Genomic DNA, 20,274 nt, shown 5'->3' with positions numbered 1-20,274 from the left:
TTTAAAGAGCTGGCTCATTTTCTAACGGAATAGCCAACATATACAACAATTGCAATAATGACCCTTCACAAATAGCAGCTTGGGCTTGTTCAACCACTTTAGGTTTACCATGTACTGCTACACCTAAACCTGCTTTTGCCATCATTACTAAATCATTTGCGCCATCACCAATAGCAACAGTTTGCGACTTCTCAAGCCCTAGTTTATGTTGTAACGACTCTAGAATAATTGCTTTTTGCTGTGCATCTACAATTGTACCAAGTACTTTACCTGTTAGTTTATCGTCTTTAAATTCGAGTACATTAGCGTGTACTTCATCTAAATTAATAAGCTCTTGAACACGCTCTGCAAACGGTACAAAACCACCTGATGCGATTGCTAAATACCAGTCATGCTGTTTTAAAATTTGGCACAGCACTTTAATACCAGGCATGAGTGGCAATGCACTTTTTAGCTCTTCAATTAAGCTTTTTTCAATTCCTTCAAGCTTAGCTACACGCTGATTTAAACTCTCACTAAAATCAAGTTTACCCGCCATAGCAAGTGCTGTTACAGAGGCAACTTCGTCGTAAACATCTGCAAGGCGGGCTATCTCGTCAATGCATTCAATTGTAATTGCGGTTGAATCCATGTCCATAACCAACAAACCAGGTTTATATAAACTAGGCGGCGCAGCAACTTGTACTAACTGGCAATCTAGAGTGTGTGAAAACTCTTGTAACACTAGCGGGTTTATAGCTTGCTCTGCATTTTTTGCGTAAAAACACAATGCAGGTGCTAATCCTAAATCAGGTTGATACTGGCATATAGCGGTGACGATTTGATTTTGCTTTGCCAAAAAATCAATAATGCTATTAACGCTGCTAACATCAAAGTCGCCAGCAAATGCAATACTAAATAATCCCTGCTGCTTATTTGGAATATTAGTAAGCGGTAAAAAAACACTATCTTGATAGCTAAACCATTTATTTAAAGTTAAGTTTACTAATGATTGTTCAGCAGGTGGCTGTGCCATGTTCGTTTTCGACATGGGATCTCCGTATTTATTTCCTGATAGTTGGCATATTAAAATCAGTAATTATTAACGCTAAATTCGCCATCAGGTAGGGTTTAAGGGTATAGTTACCCTAGTTGTAACATCAAATTAAAATGCTGTCAGCAGCATATACGGTGACTATGAAAAATAACCATCTTAAAAACCCTATTACGGCATCTCAAAGAAAGCGTTTAGTACGCTTGTTTCTTGCGGCTGGTTGTTTTGTGTTACTAAGCTGGGTTGGCGTAAATAGTAGTTTTCAAAGCCATCAATTGCTTTACGATAGCGCTGATAGTACAGCACAAAGCATGACTAAATTTATGGCTTTGAATGTTAAAACCCCTTTAATTGAAAAAAACAAACCGCAACTCAACGAAATATGCAACGACATAAGTAAAGATGAGTTTGTGCTTTCAGCCACTATTTATGATCAACAAGGTATTTTGATAGCAAGTAGCGATAATTGGCAATCTCACCATATATTTGGCCAACTTCCCGACTCTACCCCTGGGATTAGTAAACTAAAAACACCTTTTGTAGAACCTGTAATTAGCGATGACGACCGCCCGCTTGGATTTGTATCTGTTACCTATTTAACTCGTGCGGCAATATCTGACAGCCATAATCATTTTCATGATTTAGGTCGACAGGTACTATTAATGCTAGTGATTGCTTGTATTTTTACGTGGCAATTAGGGCGTGGATTAAAACGTTGGCAAGTAAACCGTTATATACAAAAAACATCTGAGCAAGAATCGTAGAGCTGCTTTGCAAGCGCCTCTCTCTTGCTGTGTGGCTTTAAATCACATAACGCGTTAAATACATCAGGTATATGCAGTGGCGTGTTAACTTCACCCTGATAGCCGCTTAACGGCATTGAGGGCGAATCGGTTTCAAGCACTAAATGCTCTGGCTCAATAGCAGCAATAACAGCGCGTGTTTTAACTGCGCGTTCATAAGTAATAACACCGCCTACACCAAGCTTAAAGCCTTGCTTTATATAATACTGCGCTTGTTGAAGTGAGCCCGAAAAGGCATGAATCACTCCCCCGTTTTTTGGCTTACACCGTTTAAACGATTGCGCAATTAAATCATGGCTTTGTCTGTGATGTACAACAAGCGGTAAGCTTAGCTCGTTAGAAAGCTTTATTTGCTGTTCAAATAAATAAGTTTGTTTAGAGAGGTTTTCAATGCTTCGATCAAGCCCGCATTCTCCAATAGCCACCAACTGATGCTTATTTTCAGTCGCAAAATCAAATAACGCTTCTATGTGCGATTCTTTATGTTGCTCTAAAAAGTAAGGATGCAGCCCTGCGGCTATTTTTATACTTGGGTTAGTTGCTTTGAATTTTATGAGAGCATGCGATTGAGCAAGCGTAATACCCGGTACAACAAACTGATTAACTCCCTTTGCTACACACTCGTTTATGAGCGATTCACGATTCGAATCAAACTCGCTAAAGTCGAGGTGGCAATGAGAGTCAATAAATTGCACGGTTACTTACTCATCTATTTATTAAGGGTTTAAGCGTGTAATTTGCCAGCTATTATCTACTTGGCGCTGATACATAAAGCGGTCGTGCAAACGATGCGCCCCGCCTTGCCAAAACTCAATTTTAGTAGGTACTACACAATAACCCCCCCAAAAATCAGGAAGTGGAATTTCACCTTTAGCAAACTTGTTTTTCATGTTGGCAAAGGTTTCCATCAACACTTTACGCGATGATATGGGTCGACTTTGCGCTGATGCCCACGCTGCTAATTGGCTTTCTTTAGGGCGCGATAAAAAGTACTTTGCAACGGCTGATGTCGGTAATGGTTTAGCCTCACCATACACAATAACTTGGCGCTCCATGTGATGCCACGGAAAGTGCAAGGAAATTTTATTATTACCTTTAAGCTCTTGGGCTTTACGCGAGCCTGTATTGGTAAAAAACACAAACCCGTTATCATCTAAATGTTTTAAAAGCACAATACGCTGTGAAGGTTGACCGGTTTCATCAACGGTTGCTACAACCATTGCTGTTGGATCGGGTAACTGGCTTGCTACCGCATGCTCAAGCCATGTTTCAAACTGCTTGAACGGATCATCTTGCAAGTTATCTTCGCTTAACGCGTCTTGCAGGTATTCACGGCGGATATCTTCGAGTTTCATAACAAGTCCTTTAAATAAAGCGTTAGAAAAGAGCTTTGAGTAGCGAGCTTAAAAAAATGGGTATTGAGTAATAACAAGTATCGAGTCTCAGGTGTATTCGATAGCAATAAGCATAGAGTCTCAGATGTATCGATAACAATAAACATAGAGTCTTAGGTATATCGTTGGGTTTCGTTTCACTCAACCCAACCTACAATGTAAAACATTACATCTGCAAGTGTAGGAGTGCTGACAAGGCGGAGTGCTTTTTTATGCCAAGGAGCATACATTTAGTATGTGACTTAGGCTAAAAAAGCACGACAACGCAGTCAAAGCGAACTACACGCAGCAGACGGTTCACCTAAGTAGTTTAGCCTAAGACAAGGCATCCAACCCTACTTATCCCTATGAGCATACGGTTTGTATGTAATTAGGGTAAGTAGGGGTGGATAACGCAGTATTAGGTTAAAATACGACGGTGATTACATTTGCTCCATAACTTCAATGCCTAGCAAGTCTAATCCTGTCTCTAATGTTTTAGAAACCAAATTACACAACACTAAACGGCTATCACGTACGCTTGGCTCTACGCCTTCTTTAAGTACTGGGCAGGCTTCGTAAAATGTCATGTATAAGCTTGCTAGCTCATATAAGTAACCACATAGTACGTGCGGTGTTGCTTCGCTGATCATTAAATCAAGTACTTCTTCAAGCTGTAATAGCTTAAGTGCTAGTGCTTTTTCTTGAGGCTCAATAATTGCAACATCTGAATTTAATGTAGCTGCATCAACGCCTGACTTACGGAAAATACTGCGTATGCGTGTATAAGCATATTGTAAATAAGGAGCGGTTGCGCCTTCAAAGCTTAGCATGCTGTCCCAGTTAAAAATGTAATCGCTGGTACGATGCTTAGAAAGGTCTGCGTATTTAACTGCGCCAATACCTACTTTACGTGCGATTTCGCTGCGATCGCTATCACTTAAATCTGATTCACGTTCAGCTAGTTTTGCAGCTGCACGGTTAATTGATTCTTCTAATAAGTCAGCTAGTTTTACTGTGCCGCCAGTACGTGTTTTAAATGGTTTGTTATCGGCGCCCATCATGGTGCCAAACGGGCAAAACTCGTAGCTTGTTTCGTCTCGTAATAAACCTGCTTTACGCGCTGTAAGCTCTACTTGATTAAAGTGTAGATTTTGACGTGCATCTACAAAAATTAAGATACGATCGGCACCTAATTTATTTGAACGGTAATCACATGCCGCTAAATCGGTTGTTGCATATAAAAAGCCACCGCCAGATTTTTGTACGATAAATGCTGAAGGTTCGCCATCTTTGTTGGCAAGCTCATCTAAAAACACAACTTGCGCGCCTTGCGACTCTACTGCAATATTTTTATCTTTAAGTAGGCTAATAATGTCGTTAAGTTCTGCGTTGTATGCGCTTTCAGCCATAATATCGGCTTGAGTAAGCGTTACATTTAAACGCTTGTATACTTCTTCAGAATGCTTAACTGAGGTAGCTATAAACAGTTTCCAAAGTTTTTCACAATGCGCGTCGCCGCCTTGTAATTTAACAACGTAATTACGTGCTTTATCTGCAAAGCCTTCTTCGTCGTCAAAGCGTTTTTTAGCATCGCGGTAAAAGGTTTCTAAATCAGCAAGCGCTACAGAATCTAAATCTACACCTCCGCTAATTTGATCTTCTAAATGCGCGATTAACATACCAAACTGCGTTCCCCAATCACCCATGTGATTTTGGCGTACTACCGTGTCGCCTCTAAATTCAAGCGCACGTACAATTGAATCGCCAATAATGGTTGAACGTAAATGACCTACGTGCATTTCTTTAGCAAGGTTTGGTGATGAATAGTCAACAACTACTTTTTGCGGGTTAGCATGCTCGTTTACAGCAAGTTTTGCATCACTGTTAGCTGCTTTAACGCTTTGCGCTAAAAACTCAGGCTTTAAATGAATATTAATAAAACCAGGACCCGCAATTTCAGTCTTTTGAGCAATATCGCTTACATCAAGATTATCTATAATTTTTTGCGCAAGCTCACGTGGGTTGCTTTTCATTTTTTTAGCCGCGCCCATTGCTGCATTAATTTGGTAATCACCAAATTGTGGGCGTGTGCTTTGCGTTACGGCTGGNCCAGCCATAGCGGCAATGGCTTTTTCGATTAAAATAGTACGAATATTCATATTTTTTACCTTTGTAAGCCCGCCAAAGCAGGCTTTCTTTTAATTCTTGTAAATGAGCTCTAGTTTTCGCGAGTGTGGTTAAATGTCACTTCTGGGTAACGCTCTACCGATAAATTAAGATTTACACGGCTCGGCGCAATGTAAGTTAAGTTATCGCCACCATCGAGTGCTAAATTACTTTCGCACTTACGCTTAAAGTCTTCAAACTTTTTAACATCGTCGCTGCTTACCCAACGCGCTGTATTTACGTTTACACCTTCGTAAATAGCATCTACGTTGTATTCAGCTTTTAAACGCGCTACAACTACATCAAACTGAAGTACACCTACCGCGCCCACAATTAAATCGTTGTTTATAAGTGGTCTAAATACTTGCACAGCACCTTCTTCAGAAAGCTGTACTAAGCCTTTTAATAATTGCTTTTGCTTAAGCGGATCGCGTAGGCGAATACGACGGAATAATTCAGGCGCAAAGTTAGGAATACCACTAAATTTAAGTTTTTCGCCTTGCGTGAACGTATCACCAATTTGAATGGTACCGTGGTTATGTAAACCAATAATATCGCCCGCGTAAGCATCAGCTGCTCGCTCACGGNCCCGCCATAAAAGTTACCGCATCAGAAATACTAACCTGTTTACCCAATCGTACATGATTCATCTTCATGCCTTGATTGTACTTACCCGATACAATACGCATAAATGCAATACGGTCACGGTGTTTTGGGTCCATGTTGGCCTGAATTTTAAATACAAAACCGGTAAAGTTTTCTTCAGTTGCAACAATAAGTCTGTCTTCTGTTTCGCGCGGTAATGGCGTTGGAGCCCATCTAGTCAAACCATCTAAAACGTGGTCAACACCAAAGTTACCTAGTGCAGTACCATAATAAACAGGCGAAAGCTCACCAGCTAAAAACAGCTCTAAATCAAATTCATTTGATGCACCAATAACAAGCTCAAGCTCGTCACGCAATTGCACGGCTAAATCTTCACCAATCGCAATATCTAGCTCAGGGTTATCAAGACCTTTAATGGTACGAACTTCTTGAATTTTATGACCTTGACCTGATTTGTATAAAATAGCTTCGTCATTATGAATATGGTAAACACCTTTAAACTCTTTACCACAGCCAATTGGCCATGTAATAGGTGCACACGCAATTTTCAGTTCTGTTTCAACTTCGTCTAACACTTCCATCGGGTCGCGAATTTCACGGTCACATTTGTTCATAAATGTAACGATTGGTGTTGTACGTAGGCGTGTTACTTCCATTAACTTACGAGTACGGTCTTCTACACCTTTTGCTGCATCAATTACCATTAAACACGAATCTACTGCGGTTAATGTACGGTAAGTATCTTCAGAGAAATCTTCGTGTCCTGGTGTATCTAGTAAGTTAACCAAAGCGTCTTTATACGGAAACTGCATTACAGAGGTAGTAACTGATATACCACGCTCTTTTTCCATTTCCATCCAGTCAGACTTTGCATGTTGGTTAGAACCACGGCCTTTTACAGTACCGGCTCGTTGAATCGCTTGTCCGAATAACAATACTTTTTCGGTAATGGTTGTTTTACCAGCATCCGGGTGAGAGATGATAGCAAAGGTACGTCGTTTATTAATTTCACTAAGGAGATTTTGATCTGCCATTAAAAAAGTTCTTTTAGTTTGTATACGGATATTATCCACTTTAAGTATGCTGAGCTTTCAAGGCTTAAATAATACCAATTACATTAAATTAGTGATCTATTATAGCGATAAGAAAATGGCGCAATAACAAGGCGAAAATTATGACATAGAGTTGTTCTCTATGAATAATTTTGAACGTAGTTAGTGAGTTATTTAATACGCTAGAATAATCATGTTTTTAATAATATTGGTATAAGGCAACCTCGAAAGCTCAACACACCATCAGAAAAGCCCTAAATTGGCCCCTCACATGCGATCCGTTATGTTAATCGTAATTGAAGACTATTTTCGCTGATCTTGGCCTTTTAAACAATCAATGGTTAGTTATTAGCTGATCTTTTTTATTAATGAAGACTTACAACTTACCTTTGGAGTTATAAACTTTAACAACGCTAAATAAATCACAACAAGATTTCTACTATGAAATTTTGAATTTCAATATAAGCTGTTTTTGAAACCTAATACGATTGTTAAAATTGCTCTACTTTAATAATTAAGGGTTTTAACAATGAAAAAGCTTCCTTACAAATACCAAATTCCGATGATCGTTGTCATTTTACTACCAATCATGCTCAGCGTAATGCCCGCTATTATGCTTTACAGTACGCTCCCAGCAGGTACTCCATTGTTTGAACCTTGGCTTGCAACAGTAAAACGAATGGTACCAATAACAATTCCTACCCTATTAATAATTGCAGGCAGCGTACGCTTTTTTGTCACTAAGTGGTTAGTTCAAACAGCTCCCTAATAAGAAGCTAATAAAAGTGACTAACGACTTAATTGAGCTAAAAAATCAGCACCATTTTTTAGCTCTTCAATTATTAAATCTCTAAATTTTGCGACTCGCGCAGGAATAAGTATCCTGTCTGACCATACTAAATAACCTCGCCCTGTTTGGCACTTTGTGTGCTCAAGCACCGGTTCTAGTGACCCTTTGTCTATAAACGAATTAAGTGCATTTTTAGGTAATAAACAAATGCCAACGCCTTTAGTTGCAGCATGTGTTGCTAGGCGTAAGCTATTTACTGAATATTTAGGATTTAATTCAACACGTTTGTTTTCATTATTTTCTTCTATTTACCATGCACCTAACGTGTTTGCAGCCAATAAATTATGCTGTTCTAAATCTTCAACACATTGTGGGCGACCAAATTTATTTAAATAATCAGAGTTTGCAGCCAACGTTAATGGCATTTCAAATAACAACTTTTGTATTAAGTGTGGTGTTTTTGTAGGTTTAGTAACAACGGCTAAATCTATTTGATCACCAAAAAAGCGTTGAGTGTCTGATGCAAACTTTATATGAATGTTCACTTTAGGGTGCGCTGTCATAAAATCGATAGCAATTGACTGCACAATAAAGTCGGCAAATGGCTCAGGGCACGATATATGAATATCACCACTTAGCTCACTATGCTGATTATTTATCCCTTGCCAATTGCTAGATAACGTATCAAATAAAGGTGAAAACTGCTTAATACACTGCTCGCCAGCAGCCGTTAATTGAAACTGTTTAGCATTTCTATGTACGAGCTTTTCACATAACGATTGTTCCAGTGAGGTAACCGCACGAGAAAGCGTTGGTGGCGATGCGTCAATATGTAAACTCGCAGCAGCAAACCCACCGTAACGAACAGCTTGGCAAAACAAATAAAGGTGTGTGAGATCTTTTGCGTTCATATTTTTACTCTAAAAAAGATGCTTCCCATTTTGACAATAAATTAATGACTTTAAAAGATGTAAATTTATGTAAACTTTTTAAAACAACAAAATGATGGTTATAAACCTGTAACTTATTAAATTAAAATAACTTAATGAAAAAAACAAACCTCAACATAGAGCTAAATACCATACAGCTAATGGCTGTAATTTAGCCACCAAGACCGCCACAAGCTTGTGTAATAAAGTCGTAACGCATATTATTGATAGATTGCATGGAGGATAAGTAGTTTGGTCATGAAAACCAGTAAGTTAAGCATTAGATTATTGTGGTATATAACACCTCTTGTTATTCTTCCTTTGCTATTTTTAGGTGGCTTTACGCTCACCAATGTAACTAATTCCACACAAAAACAAGCCGACCTCATTATGAGTCGATTTGTTGAACAGCAACAACAAAAAGTATTTAACTACATAGATTCTTTTCATTCAACGACCAAGTTACTTTCGACTTCTCCTGTACTTAGCGATTTTTTAGCAAATGATGTTCGCACCAATGGAAACTACACCCATCGATTAGGTGCTTTAATGGATGTATTTGCCAGCTACAGTGAAGCCTATCCTGACATAATTAGTATTAATTTAGTCTCAGCAAGTGGAAAAAGTGACGCCTATTATTCTAATAATCTAACAACGGCTCCTAAAAGCTATCCTTTTATAGATAAAGTAATGCAAAGTAATTTAAGCCAGCAACAGTTTATGAAACAAGAGGCTGATGGCACAACTAATTTGTATTTCATTCAACGAATTTACAGCGTTGATTACTACTTAAAGCGACCGCAACAACTTGGCTTTATAGTATTACATGTTGAGCCCTCAATACTTAACACCAGTATTTTAGAAGCGCCCTATAACAACACTCTCAACTTACTACTCACTAAAGACGGTAAAATATTATTTAGCTCTGACTACAATATGCGTGGGCAATATATAAGTGAATATGAGTTAAATAAAATACACGACTTAGCTGATATTGGCACCCTTTCTACTATTGAACTATCAAGCATTGATAAAATAGAACGGATGATTTTTGCAGTACAAATGAGTGGTGGTTATTACTACGTTTCGACTATTCCAAAAGCGGTACTTTACCAATCAGGCAAAGCAATAAGCCTAATAACGGGCTTAATTGTTATTATTTCGGTGATCACCCTGCCTATTTTGATTTTTGTGGTTGTTCGTAACTTACTACTAAATCCTATTGAGCTTTTAGGAGCAGCAAGTCATCGCGTAGGTGATGGTGATTTATCGGTGCATTTACCTGCACATACTAACGATGAAGTAGGTGTTTTATTTAACGACTTTAACCACATGGTTAATCAAATAAGGCATTATCAACAGCAGTTAGAAGAATACAAACACCACTTAGAAGATAAAGTAGAAAGCCGTACAAAAGCACTTGAAGCAATGAACAGCCAACTTGAGCTTGCAATTAAACAAGCAGAGCAAGCTAACCAACTTAAAAGTCGCTTTTTAGCAAATATGAGTCACGAAATTCGTACACCGTTAACGGCTATTATGGGCTTTACAGAGCAACTTTTACATAACGATAAAATAACCAACGACAAGCAACACCTTGGCACTATTTTACGTAACTCTAAGCATTTGTTAGAACTTATTAATAATATTTTAGATTTATCTAAAATAGAAGCTGAAAAGCTCGCGGTAGATCAATCACCAATTAACGTTGTGCAGCTAGTACACGATATAGAGTCTATTATTCAACCATTAGCACAAGAAAAACAATTAACACTTAATATTGATTACCAACTACCACTGCCGCGCACTATATTTAGCGACATTACTCGTTTAAAACAAATTCTTATAAATATAGCTAACAACGCAGTGAAGTTTACTGAGCAAGGTAGCGTGTCGATTTGTGTGCATTATCATAAACAAAAGCAAATGATTGAATTTGTAATCATAGATACCGGTATTGGTATGTCGAGTCATCAAATAGAACGTGTTTTTAAACCCTTCGAACAAGCTGATACGACAACAACTCGTCGCTTTGGCGGTACAGGGCTTGGGCTATGTATTTCTAAAAACTTGGCACAATTGCTTGGAGGTGATGTAGCGTTGCAAAGTGAGGTGGGTGTAGGGAGTCGTTTTTCTATTAGTGTGGCGTGTCACTTAGCAGGAAAAACACCTGAACTAGAGCTACTTACAGAGCAAAGCCAACTGACCCCAGAAAAAGATCCACTGCTATCATTTGCAAGCAACCACTTTGATGCAAATATACTCGTTGCCGAAGATAACCCAGATAACCAGCTATTAATTAAACTCTTATTACAAACGTGGGGTCTTGAGCCTGATATTGCTAGTAATGGCGCGCAAGCCGTAGAAATGGCACTCGTTAACGATTACCAATTAATTATTATGGATATGCAAATGCCGGTAATGGGCGGGCTTGAGGCAACTAAAATGCTGCGCCACGCAGCTTATGATGGACCCATCATCGCGTTAACCGCAAATGTGATGAACCACGATATAGGCACTTATTTAGAAGCCGGTTGCGACAAAGCACTTGGTAAACCAATAGATAAAGATGCACTAGAAAGCGTATTAGTAAGTTACTTACATCTTGAAAAAGACAATCAAAATAAATGGGATAGTTTGCTAGAGAGCGATGACTTTTTACGAATTGCAGATAACTATTTAGCTAACTTACCTACTTATTTAGTCGAGATAAAAGCATTGCAACACACTGATGATTACAAAACACTTCAAAGCGTTGCACACAGTATTAAAGGAAGCGCTGGGTGCTTTAACTTTGATGATATTTACCACAGTGCTGGCGCACTTGAAGACAACTTAAAAAGTAGCCAGAAAATGCCTGATAACGCGCTAATTGATACTTTAATCGCAGCTATAGAGCTCTCAATAAGCCAAAGAAATAAACAGGTATAAAGCTTAGATTATTTGGCTCCTAATGCGTTTTATACTTAGTTGTTCTAAATGAAAATATTTAACGACGTTATGGGTGATTTAATTCGTTAAATTACTCAAGTATTTATGGCTATTGGTATCGCTGCACATTAATCTAATTAACACCAAGACGCTTTTTAATACATCAAACCATAATGGTATTTAAATTTAATGCCTTTAGTCAGAATTTTTCGGTGAGTAAAAAGCAAATTCACACACCATATAGCTGAGCTATTGCGTTTTACTGAAAACCCAAACTTAACGCCATACCCATTAAAATAGCATCTTCAAAGCCATTTTTAGCTGGGTTATCACTTGGGTAATAGTTTTTACGAACTGACATTTCAATAAAGCCTGCGCGTTCATACAAGTTAATTGCACGTGAGTTAGATTCACGCACTTCTAAAAATAAGTTTTCAGCATTTTGCTGTTCACCATATTCAATAAACTGAGCTAGCAACTGCTTAGCAATCCCCTTTCCTTGTTGGTTTGGCATTACGCAAATATCCATAAGCGTAAAGTCAGGTCCTGCTTTTTCACCGATATAAAAACCAATCATGTTCGTCTCATCAAACGCGGCTACATTAAAGTAGCGCCCGCCTATGCATGAACTCATTGTATTTAAAGTCCACGGATGGCTATGACACGCTGTTTCTATCGCCATTAGTTGAGATATTGCGGTTTCGTCTACTGATTTAAAGTTTATCAAGGTGTTCACTCATTAAAGCCCATAAAGCGCGCTTATCGGCAGTGCTGAGCTGTGGTGTTGTAAGTACTAGCTGATCGTCATTTAATTGCATCTCAGCGCTTTGTACAACGCTGTTAATAGCAATTGGTACTGCTGCACGTTTAATATCTTCAAGTAATTGTTCACAAAGCGCTATAGGCTCAAATACATTATTTTTTGGTGCAGTATCGGATGCATGACTATCTGCTGCAGCACTATCTGTTAAAAGATTATCTGCAGAAAGACTATCAGCTGGAAATTTATCGGCTGGCTTAAAGTGTTTATTTAATTCGAGGTTTTCAATACCAAAAACAGCTGCGTACCGTGAATGCATAACGACTCGATGAAATTAGTAAGTAAGGTAATATAAGAATTAATAAATACGATGTAAAGAAGAAATGGCAGGGGCGGAGAGACTCGAACTCCCAACCATCGGTTTTGGAGACCGCTGTTCTACCAATTGGAACTACGCCCCTGCAATGACGACGAATTATAGAGAAGTTTCGCCAAAGGTAAAGAGAAAAATCACACTTTTAGTTTAACTGCCTTTTAAATAAACAAAACGGCGAATTAGCATGCTAATTCGCCGTTTTTTAATCACTTAACTTTAGTTAATAAAAACTAAAGTTAGTTATTCCCATTCGATAGTTGCTGGTGGCTTACCAGAAATATCGTAAACAACACGAGAAATACCATCTATTTCGTTAATGATACGGTTTGAAACCACACCTAAAAACTCATATGGTAAATGTGACCAACGCGCAGTCATAAAGTCGATTGTTTCTACACAACGAAGTGATACAACCCAATCGTATTTACGTGCATCGCCCATAACCCCTACCGATTTAACTGGTAAGAATACAGTAAACGCTTGGCTTACTTTATGGTAAAGCTCAGCTTTGTGAAGCTCTTCGATGAAGATAGCATCGGCGCGGCGTAATAAATCACAATATTCTTTTTTAATTTCGCCAAGTACACGCACACCTAGACCAGGTCCAGGGAAAGGATGACGGTAAAGCATGTCGTACGGCAAACCTAGCTCTAGACCAATTTTACGTACTTCATCTTTAAATAACTCACGTAATGGCTCAACAAGGCCCATTTTCATGTCATCTGGTAATCCGCCCACATTGTGGTGAGATTTAATAACATGCGCTTTGCCTGTTGCAGATGCCGCAGATTCAATTACGTCAGGGTAAATTGTGCCTTGCGCTAGCCATTGTGCATTTTTAAGCTTTTTAGCTTGCTCATCAAACACATTAATAAACGTGTGGCCAATGGCTTTGCGCTTATCTTCTGGGTCTGACTTACCGGCAAGATCATTTAAAAACTGCTCTTCAGCTTCAACTTTAACAATGTTTAAGCCAAATTTATTACCAAACATGTCCATTACTTGTTGGCCTTCGTTTAAACGAAGTAAACCATTATCAACAAATACACATGTTAGCTTTTCGCCAATTGCACGATGAATAAGCATAGCCACAACTGATGAATCAACACCACCAGAAAGGCCTAAAATAACTTCGTCATCGCCGACTGTTTCTTTAATTCGCTCGATAGCATCATCGATAATTTTTGCAGCAGTCCACAATTTTTCACAGCCACAAATATCAATAGCAAAACGCTCTAATAAGCGCTGACCTTGATGTGTGTGCGTTACTTCTGGGTGAAACTGTACGCCGTAAAAACGTTTTTCTTCGTTAGACATTGCAGCATGTGGACAAGTAGATGTTTTAGCTGTTGTTGTAAAACCAGCTGGAATATTCATTACTTTGTCGCCATGGCTCATCCATACGTCAAGTACGCCGTTGCCGCCATCGGTGATACTGTCTTCAATCGCATCAAACAATGCACAGTTACCTGCTTTTTCAACTTGTGCATAACCAAACTCTTTTTTATCAGAGCTGTGTACACTACCACCTAGTTGAGCTGCCATCGTTTGCATACCGTAGCAAATACCTAGTACAGGCACGCCTGCATTAAATACATACTCAGGAGCGCGCGGGCTGTTTTCAAGCGTTGTTGATTCTGGACCACCAGAAAGAATAATACCTTGTGGGTTGAACTCGCGGATTTGCTCTTCAGTCACATCCCATGCCCAAAGCTCACAGTAAACACCAATTTCGCGCACACGACGGGCAATTAATTGAGTGTATTGTGAACCAAAGTCTAAAATGAGAATTCGTGAATCGTGAATATCTTTGCTCATGGAGTATCTCGTAAAGTCAGATGCTAAATGCCGTTTGTTAATGTAAACGACTAAAAATAGGGCTTGCAAAGCAAGCCCAGTATATTAAATTAATTACGCTGCTTAACCTAAGCGGTAATTTGGTGCTTCTTTAGTGATTTGCACATCATGAACGTGCGACTCACCCATACCTGCTGAAGTAACACGTACAAACTGTGGTTTTGTATTTAGCTCTTCAATTGTGGCACAACCTGTTAAGCCCATAGCGCTACGTAAGCCGCCCACTTGCTGATGAATAATCGTTGCAATAGGACCTTTGTAAGCTACGCGACCTTCAATACCTTCTGGTACTAACTTGTCTGCTTCGTTTGACTTTTGGAAGTAACGATCTGATGAACCTTCTTTTTGATCCATCGCGCCTAACGAGCCCATACCACGGTAAGATTTGTAGTAACGGCCTTGGTACAATTCAACTTCACCTGGCGCTTCTTCAGTACCAGCAAGCAGTGAACCCACCATTACACACGATGCACCAGCAACAAGTGCTTTAACAATATCGCCAGAAAAACGGATGCCACCATCAGCAATTACAGGAATGTCGCGACCTTTTAAGCCTTCAACAGCATCTGAAATAGCTGTAATTTGTGGAACGCCACAACCGGTAACAATACGTGTAGTACAGATAGAACCTGGGCCTATACCTACTTTAACTGCATCGGCACCGGCATCAGCAAGTGCGACCGCACCTTCAGCTGTTGCTATGTTGCCTGCAATAATTTGTAAGTCTGGGTACTCTCTACGCGTTTTAGTAACACGGTCAATAACACCTTGAGAGTGACCATGCGACGTATCGATAAGTAAAACATCAATACCCGCCTCTACTAGTGCAGCAATACGCTCATCAGTACCCGCGCCAACACTTACAGCAGCACCTACACGTAAACGACCTTGGTCGTCTTTACATGCGTCAGGCTTGTCTTGGGCTTTTTGGTAATCTTTTACTGTGATCATGCCTTTAAGTTTAAATTCATCATCAACAACAAGGATTTTTTCAATGCGGTGTTCGTGCATTAAGCCTAAAATTTCTTCGCGTGCTGCGCCTTCTTTAACGGTAACAAGCTTTTCTTTTTTAGTCATAACGGTAGAAACTGGCTGTTCAAGCTTAGTTTCAAAACGCATATCACGGCTAGTAACAATACCTACAAGCACATTATTGCTATCGGTAACCGGAAAGCCTGAAAAACCTTTTTCATGCGAAAGATCAACTGCATCTGCAATTGTTAAATCGGCAGTAACCGTTACAGGGTAAGAAACAATACCTGCTTCGTAGGTTTTAACTTTACGTACGTTTTTCGCTTGTTCTTCAATAGTCATGTTTTTATGAATAAAACCAAGACCACCTTCTTGCGCAAGGGCAATAGCTAAACGAGCTTCTGTAACAGTATCCATAGATGCTGAAATAAGTGGCAAGTTAAGTTTTATTCCACGCGTTAAGCGAGTTGAAATATTTGCCGTATGTGGCAAAACAGTAGAATGACCAGGTACTAAAAGTACGTCATCAAAGGTAAGAGCTTCTTTAGCGATTCTAAGCATTTTGGCAACTTCTCACATGTGGATATAAGATAAGGAATTGCGGCCAAATTTTAACAGCGTTGTTGTCACTAGTAAATAATATTTCGCAAATATTTATGATAATATAGGGTCTATTGGTCTTTCAAGGTTAAATTTGCAGCAGTTTGTTAGGTATTTAGGCAAGGCAGAGCCTATGTAGTGTGGTTATTCCCCATAAATAGGCGATAACGTAGCATCAATGCCAAACAAGCGCTGCCCAAAGGGTTCAGCCTAGGGGCGATTAACTCTTTGTTGCTCGGTTTTTACTTAGCCCACTAGGTTACAAACCTCGCGCCGCGATTAAACCGCCCCTAGTTTGAACAAATTTTAACCTGCAAAGGTCAATAGACCCTTGCTTTATAAATAGTTTTAGGTTGTTTTTTATGTTTTCGAAGTCTTCAAAAGCAGTTTACACCGTGTCGCGCCTTAATAGAGAAATTCGCACACTCCTTGAGCAAGGCTTTGCCTCATTAATACTAACTGGCGAAATTTCTAACTTTATTACCCCCGCATCTGGGCATTGGTATTTTTCGTTAAAAGACGATAAAGCGCAAATTAAAGCAGCCATGTGGCGAGGAAATAATCGCAACCAAAGCTACCGCCCAGCAAATGGCGCACAAGTAACTGTAAAAGCACGCGTATCGCTTTATGAGCCTCGCGGTGACTATCAGCTTATTGTTGAACATATGGAACCCGCCGGCGAAGGTCAGCTAAAGCAAGAATTTGATGCGCTTAAAATGCGCTTAGCCGCCGAGGGATTATTTAGCTCAGTTCACAAACAGCCATTACCGCAAAATATTAACCGTATTGGTGTTATTACCTCAGCAACAGGCGCTGCCATAAAAGATATTTTAACGGTACTTAAACGCCGTGCGCCGCAATTAGAAGTCATTATTTATCCTGCCATGGTACAAGGCAAAGAAGCGCACGTGCATTTAATAAACCAAATTGAATTAGCCAATGCTCGTGATGAAGTAGACGCTCTTATTTTAGGACGCGGCGGTGGTTCACTTGAAGATTTATGGTGTTTTAACCACGAACAACTCGCCCGTGCTATTTATAAAAGTGAATTACCCATAGTGAGTGCGGTAGGCCACGAAATAGATACCACTATTAGTGACTATGTTGCCGATGTTCGCGCAGCGACTCCATCAGCCGCAGCTGAGCTTGTAAGCCCCAATACGCAAGAGTTACACAACAAGGTAACGCAATTAGTTAATCGTTTATCTAACGCATTTAAGCACGACATTGCTGACAAACGCGCACTTGCAATGCAACTACAGCATCGTCTTAATTTGTGTCATCCGCGCAATCAGCTTAATCAAAAATCACAACGTTTGGATGAGCTAAGCATTGCGCTGCAACAAGCCATGCGTAATCGTTTATATCAGCAAGAACGCGCACTTAATAACTTAACGCCGCGCTTAATGCGCCAATCACCCGATAAAAAACTAGCTACAGCAAACCATATGCTCGCGCAGTTACAAGCAAGGCTAAAGCAAGCCATGCAGCACCAGTTGCAACAAGCCAATAATAATTTAGCAATGCAAGCTAGTAGGTTAGACTCGGTAAGCCCGCTCAATGTACTAGCGCGCGGTTATAGCATTACAAAAAACGAAAAAAACAGAGTAGTTAAATCAATTAGTGATGTAAAAAAAGATGACATACTCGTTACTGAACTCGTTGATGGGGCTATACATTCAAGAGTTGTGGGCTAGCACTTTTTACTAAATGAGCACCTACTCTTTGGTGCTCACTGTAAATTCTATTCGCTCATCGGTAGAGCTTGATGAAGTCATTTTAAATTGTTGCCACCAAGGCATAGTTACTAACTTATCATTAAGCTCTCGCCACTGCGCATGACCTTGCTCATTATTTTTATCAGCTAGTAATTCAAATTTACAAATTGTTTGTTTACAGGTTATATAATTTAACTGGGCGTTGTTACTTAAATCACTCACGATTAAAAAATCAGTAAGTGCGGTTTCTACATCAAAACTCCACAACGTGTTTTCGCTTTCTTCATCAAACTTATCATCAAGTTGTTTTGTAAAATCTGCCCCCTCTAAACGGCCTTGTTTTAACTGTTGTTGAGTAAGTTTTAGCTGCTTTTTTGTTACTGCTAATTCATTACTTAATGCACTAATCGTCTCAACGTGTTCTTGTTCTATTGGTTGTTGAAATGCTTTACGCTCAGTGTTTACAAAAGGCTTTTGGGCTGGCTTATTACTATTTACTTCAATAATAATATTTTGATCAGTATGTGCAGATTGAGCTGTTTTATTATTTGATGGAGTGTACAAATGCAAAAAGTAACCACTTGCTAACCCCACTCCCATAAAAAAGCTGAGTACAATTGCAAATAAGTTACTTTTATGTGGCATCTGTTTTACTTAAATTTATAGCATTGCACTAGTATGCGATGCGTTTTGAGGTTCTTGATGTGTTAAAAAGTTTTGGTTCATACTTTGCGCCGGACACTCACAATCCGGTCGACCAATAATTTTAGCGGGTACACCAACAGCGGTTGTGTGTGGTGGAACATTGCTAAGTACAACTGAGCCCGCACCAATTCGTGCGCCCTCACCTACTTCAATATTACCAAGTACTTTAGCGCCAGCGCCAATTAATACGCCCGCTCTAATTTTAGGGTGACGATCACCCTGCTCATTGCCTGTACCGCCAAGCGTTACAGATTGCAAAATTGATACGTTATCTTCTATTACCGCTGTTTCACCAATAACAATACCGGTTGCGTGGTCAAACATAATGCCTTTACCCACTTTACATGCTGGGTGAATATCGACCCCAAACACTTCAGAGTTACGGCTTTGAATAAAGCGCGCTAGCTCTTTGCGGTTTTGTTGCCACAAACAATTAGCCAAACGGTGCGCCTGAATAGCATGAAAACCTTTTAGATTTAATATAACCGTAAGATAGGTTTCTGATGCCGGATCGCGGTCTTTTACCGCTTTAATATCCTCAGCAACAAAAGATAGCATACGGTCACATTTTACAAATGCTTGGTCGAACAACTCTCGGATAGTGAATGCAGATACCACCGCATCAGCCAACTTATTAGCAACAATAAAGCTCAATGCCGAACCTAAACAATCATGATTCAAAATGCATGAATAAACATGACTTGCTAATAATGGTTCACGTTTTACTACATCGTTAGCTTCGTCGCGAAGCTGTTGCCAAATTGCATGTCGCATAATACTGCACTGCCTTAAGTTGATATAAAATAGCCTTTTCCCAAGTCTAACGGATTTAAAGCCTAAGGTGTTAATCCCTTAGTTATTTGTTCTGGTTATTAGATATAACTAGCACCCAGAAATGATATCGCGGATTCAAATCTGAAGTGCATAACGTTTAGGCGGCTTTAGCCGCCAAGTGATCCTGCATCAATTTTGCAGGCGTTTCAAATCCTAGTGTCTTCCTCGGACGATTATTAAGTTGCTCAAGTACTGGTATAACTTGCGCTGGTGTTACCGTCTTAAAATCTGTGCTCTTCGGCCAATACTGGCGTAGTAATCCATTCGTGTTTTCATTCAATCCGCGCTCCCATGAGTGATAAGGGTGAGCAAAATAAACAGGTACACTTAAAGCCTCTGTGATTTGCTCGTGATAAGCGAACTCTTTTCCATTGTCAGCCGTGATGCTATGAAGCGCTGACCTATATGGCCTTAATAGTTCTATCGTCGCCGCAGTGACGGCTTGTGCTGTTTTGCCTGCCACCTGAGTTGATACAGTGAATTGGGTGACCCGCTCTACAATGGTAACAAGGGCGCCTCGATGACCTTTACCTATAACGGTATCTATTTCCCAATCTCCGATACGACCTTTCTCATCAACTATTTGTGGACGTTCTTCAATGCTAACGCGATTTTTTATTTGCCCTCGGTTTGTTTTACCATGACTGCGCTTGTGATATTTCTTACCGTGTCGGCGCAGATGTAGGTATAACTCACCACCTGCTTTTTTATCTTCCCAGATATACAGATAAATGCATTCATGGCTGACAGACCGTTCACTTTCTTT

General features: G+C 39.6%; 15 protein-coding genes, 1 tRNA gene and 2 pseudogenes. 4 read left to right on the top strand and 14 right to left on the bottom strand.

Features of this window, described 5'->3' with window-relative positions:
- Position 1 precedes the first annotated feature (1 nt).
- The gene (gene serB, locus L647_RS0118395) at positions 2 to 1,030 is read right to left on the bottom strand and encodes a phosphoserine phosphatase SerB (protein ID WP_024612338.1); all 1,029 of its coding nucleotides are present in this window, start codon (positions 1,028 to 1,030) and stop codon (positions 2 to 4) included.
- Positions 1,031 to 1,176: 146 nt separating this feature from the next.
- On the opposite strand from serB, the gene L647_RS0118390 reads away from it, so the two are divergent.
- Entirely contained in the window at positions 1,177 to 1,797 is a 621-nt protein-coding gene (locus L647_RS0118390; protein ID WP_024612337.1) for an AhpA/YtjB family protein, read from the top strand.
- On the opposite strand, the gene L647_RS0118385 is transcribed toward L647_RS0118390, so the two are convergent.
- From L647_RS0118385 to prfC, 4 genes and pseudogenes are all read right to left on the bottom strand, one after another.
- Positions 1,764 to 2,531, bottom strand: coding sequence for a TatD family hydrolase (locus L647_RS0118385; protein ID WP_024612336.1), 768 nt, complete (start codon positions 2,529 to 2,531; stop codon positions 1,764 to 1,766). The genes L647_RS0118390 and L647_RS0118385 overlap by 34 nt on opposite strands.
- A 21-nt stretch (positions 2,532 to 2,552) precedes the next feature.
- Entirely contained in the window at positions 2,553 to 3,191 is a 639-nt protein-coding gene (pdxH, locus tag L647_RS0118380) for a pyridoxamine 5'-phosphate oxidase (RefSeq protein ID WP_024612335.1), read from the bottom strand.
- A 461-nt stretch (positions 3,192 to 3,652) separates the two neighbouring features.
- The gene (gene argS / locus L647_RS0118370; protein ID WP_024612334.1) at positions 3,653 to 5,371 is read right to left on the bottom strand and encodes an arginine--tRNA ligase; all 1,719 of its coding nucleotides are present in this window, start codon (positions 5,369 to 5,371) and stop codon (positions 3,653 to 3,655) included.
- Between the two features lie 59 nt (positions 5,372 to 5,430).
- Positions 5,431 to 7,018 (bottom strand): annotated as a pseudogene (gene prfC, locus L647_RS01000000124545) (peptide chain release factor 3).
- Between the two features lie 547 nt (positions 7,019 to 7,565).
- Between prfC and L647_RS0118360 the strand changes: the two are divergent.
- Positions 7,566 to 7,805 (top strand): hypothetical protein, encoded by a 240-nt coding sequence (locus L647_RS0118360; protein ID WP_024612333.1) that lies wholly within the window; start codon positions 7,566 to 7,568, stop codon positions 7,803 to 7,805.
- 20 nt (positions 7,806 to 7,825) lie between these two features.
- Here the strand turns inward: L647_RS0118360 and L647_RS01000000124540 are convergent.
- Positions 7,826 to 8,737 (bottom strand): annotated as a pseudogene (locus tag L647_RS01000000124540) (LysR family transcriptional regulator).
- Between the two features lie 276 nt (positions 8,738 to 9,013).
- Here L647_RS01000000124540 and L647_RS0118350 point away from each other — a divergent pair.
- The gene (locus tag L647_RS0118350) at positions 9,014 to 11,686 is read left to right on the top strand and encodes a sensor histidine kinase (protein ID WP_024612332.1); all 2,673 of its coding nucleotides are present in this window, start codon (positions 9,014 to 9,016) and stop codon (positions 11,684 to 11,686) included.
- A 259-nt stretch (positions 11,687 to 11,945) separates the two neighbouring features.
- Here L647_RS0118350 and rimI read toward each other — a convergent pair whose 3' ends face one another.
- The 5 genes from rimI to guaB all read right to left on the bottom strand — a co-directional run bounded on the left by rimI (position 11,946) and on the right by guaB (position 16,212).
- A complete protein-coding gene (rimI, locus tag L647_RS0118345) occupies positions 11,946 to 12,413 on the bottom strand; it encodes a ribosomal protein S18-alanine N-acetyltransferase (RefSeq protein ID WP_024612331.1) in 468 nt (155 codons plus the stop codon).
- Entirely contained in the window at positions 12,400 to 12,765 is a 366-nt protein-coding gene (locus tag L647_RS0118340; protein WP_024612330.1) for a hypothetical protein, read from the bottom strand. The genes rimI and L647_RS0118340 overlap by 14 nt, the downstream gene beginning before the upstream one ends.
- A 65-nt stretch (positions 12,766 to 12,830) precedes the next feature.
- Positions 12,831 to 12,907: transfer RNA gene (locus tag L647_RS0118335), tRNA-Trp, on the bottom strand.
- A gap of 155 nt (positions 12,908 to 13,062) precedes the next feature.
- The gene (gene guaA, locus L647_RS0118330; protein ID WP_024612329.1) at positions 13,063 to 14,640 is read right to left on the bottom strand and encodes a glutamine-hydrolyzing GMP synthase; all 1,578 of its coding nucleotides are present in this window, start codon (positions 14,638 to 14,640) and stop codon (positions 13,063 to 13,065) included.
- Positions 14,641 to 14,742: 102 nt separating this feature from the next.
- Positions 14,743 to 16,212, bottom strand: coding sequence for an IMP dehydrogenase (gene guaB, locus L647_RS0118325; RefSeq protein ID WP_024612328.1), 1,470 nt, complete (start codon positions 16,210 to 16,212; stop codon positions 14,743 to 14,745).
- Positions 16,213 to 16,613: 401 nt separating this feature from the next.
- Between guaB and xseA the strand changes: the two genes are divergently transcribed.
- The gene (gene xseA, locus L647_RS0118320; RefSeq protein WP_024612327.1) at positions 16,614 to 17,948 is read left to right on the top strand and encodes an exodeoxyribonuclease VII large subunit; all 1,335 of its coding nucleotides are present in this window, start codon (positions 16,614 to 16,616) and stop codon (positions 17,946 to 17,948) included.
- 21 nt (positions 17,949 to 17,969) lie between these two features.
- Here the strand turns inward: xseA and L647_RS0118315 are convergent, their stop codons facing one another.
- From L647_RS0118315 to L647_RS0118305, 3 genes are all read right to left on the bottom strand, one after another.
- Positions 17,970 to 18,614 carry a hypothetical protein gene (locus tag L647_RS0118315; protein WP_024612326.1) on the bottom strand — a complete coding sequence of 215 codons (645 nt, stop codon included), beginning with the start codon at positions 18,612 to 18,614 and terminating at the stop codon, positions 17,970 to 17,972.
- 15 nt (positions 18,615 to 18,629) lie between these two features.
- A complete protein-coding gene (gene cysE, locus L647_RS0118310; protein ID WP_024612325.1) occupies positions 18,630 to 19,448 on the bottom strand; it encodes a serine O-acetyltransferase in 819 nt (272 codons plus the stop codon).
- Between the two features lie 157 nt (positions 19,449 to 19,605).
- On the bottom strand, positions 19,606 to 20,274 hold a 669-nt coding region (locus tag L647_RS0118305; RefSeq protein WP_024610111.1), incomplete at its 5' end, for an IS30 family transposase.

Origin of the sequence: Pseudoalteromonas sp. TB64, assembly GCF_000498095.1 — a bacterium.
Lineage (GTDB): Bacteria > Pseudomonadota > Gammaproteobacteria > Enterobacterales > Alteromonadaceae > Pseudoalteromonas.
Note: the sequence above shows the minus strand (reverse complement) of the source record. Positions and strands in the feature narration are given on the sequence as shown.

Bases quoted from the DNA above. Each gene is read 5' to 3' on its own strand.
- L647_RS0118390 (WP_024612337.1), top strand. From the start codon at position 1,177: ATGAAAAATAACCATCTTAAAAACCCTATTACGGCATCTCAAAGAAAG.
- cysE (WP_024612325.1), bottom strand. From the start codon at position 19,448: ATGCGACATGCAATTTGGCAACAGCTTCGCGACGAAGCTAACGATGTA.
- serB (WP_024612338.1), bottom strand. From the start codon at position 1,030: ATGTCGAAAACGAACATGGCACAGCCACCTGCTGAACAATCATTAGTA.
- xseA (WP_024612327.1), top strand. From the start codon at position 16,614: ATGTTTTCGAAGTCTTCAAAAGCAGTTTACACCGTGTCGCGCCTTAAT.
- guaA (WP_024612329.1), bottom strand. From the start codon at position 14,640: ATGAGCAAAGATATTCACGATTCACGAATTCTCATTTTAGACTTTGGT.
- L647_RS0118340 (WP_024612330.1), bottom strand. From the start codon at position 12,765: ATGCATTCACGGTACGCAGCTGTTTTTGGTATTGAAAACCTCGAATTA.
- pdxH (WP_024612335.1), bottom strand. From the start codon at position 3,191: ATGAAACTCGAAGATATCCGCCGTGAATACCTGCAAGACGCGTTAAGC.
- L647_RS0118350 (WP_024612332.1), top strand. From the start codon at position 9,014: ATGAAAACCAGTAAGTTAAGCATTAGATTATTGTGGTATATAACACCT.
- guaB (WP_024612328.1), bottom strand. From the start codon at position 16,212: ATGCTTAGAATCGCTAAAGAAGCTCTTACCTTTGATGACGTACTTTTA.
- L647_RS0118360 (WP_024612333.1), top strand. From the start codon at position 7,566: ATGAAAAAGCTTCCTTACAAATACCAAATTCCGATGATCGTTGTCATT.
- L647_RS0118315 (WP_024612326.1), bottom strand. From the start codon at position 18,614: ATGCCACATAAAAGTAACTTATTTGCAATTGTACTCAGCTTTTTTATG.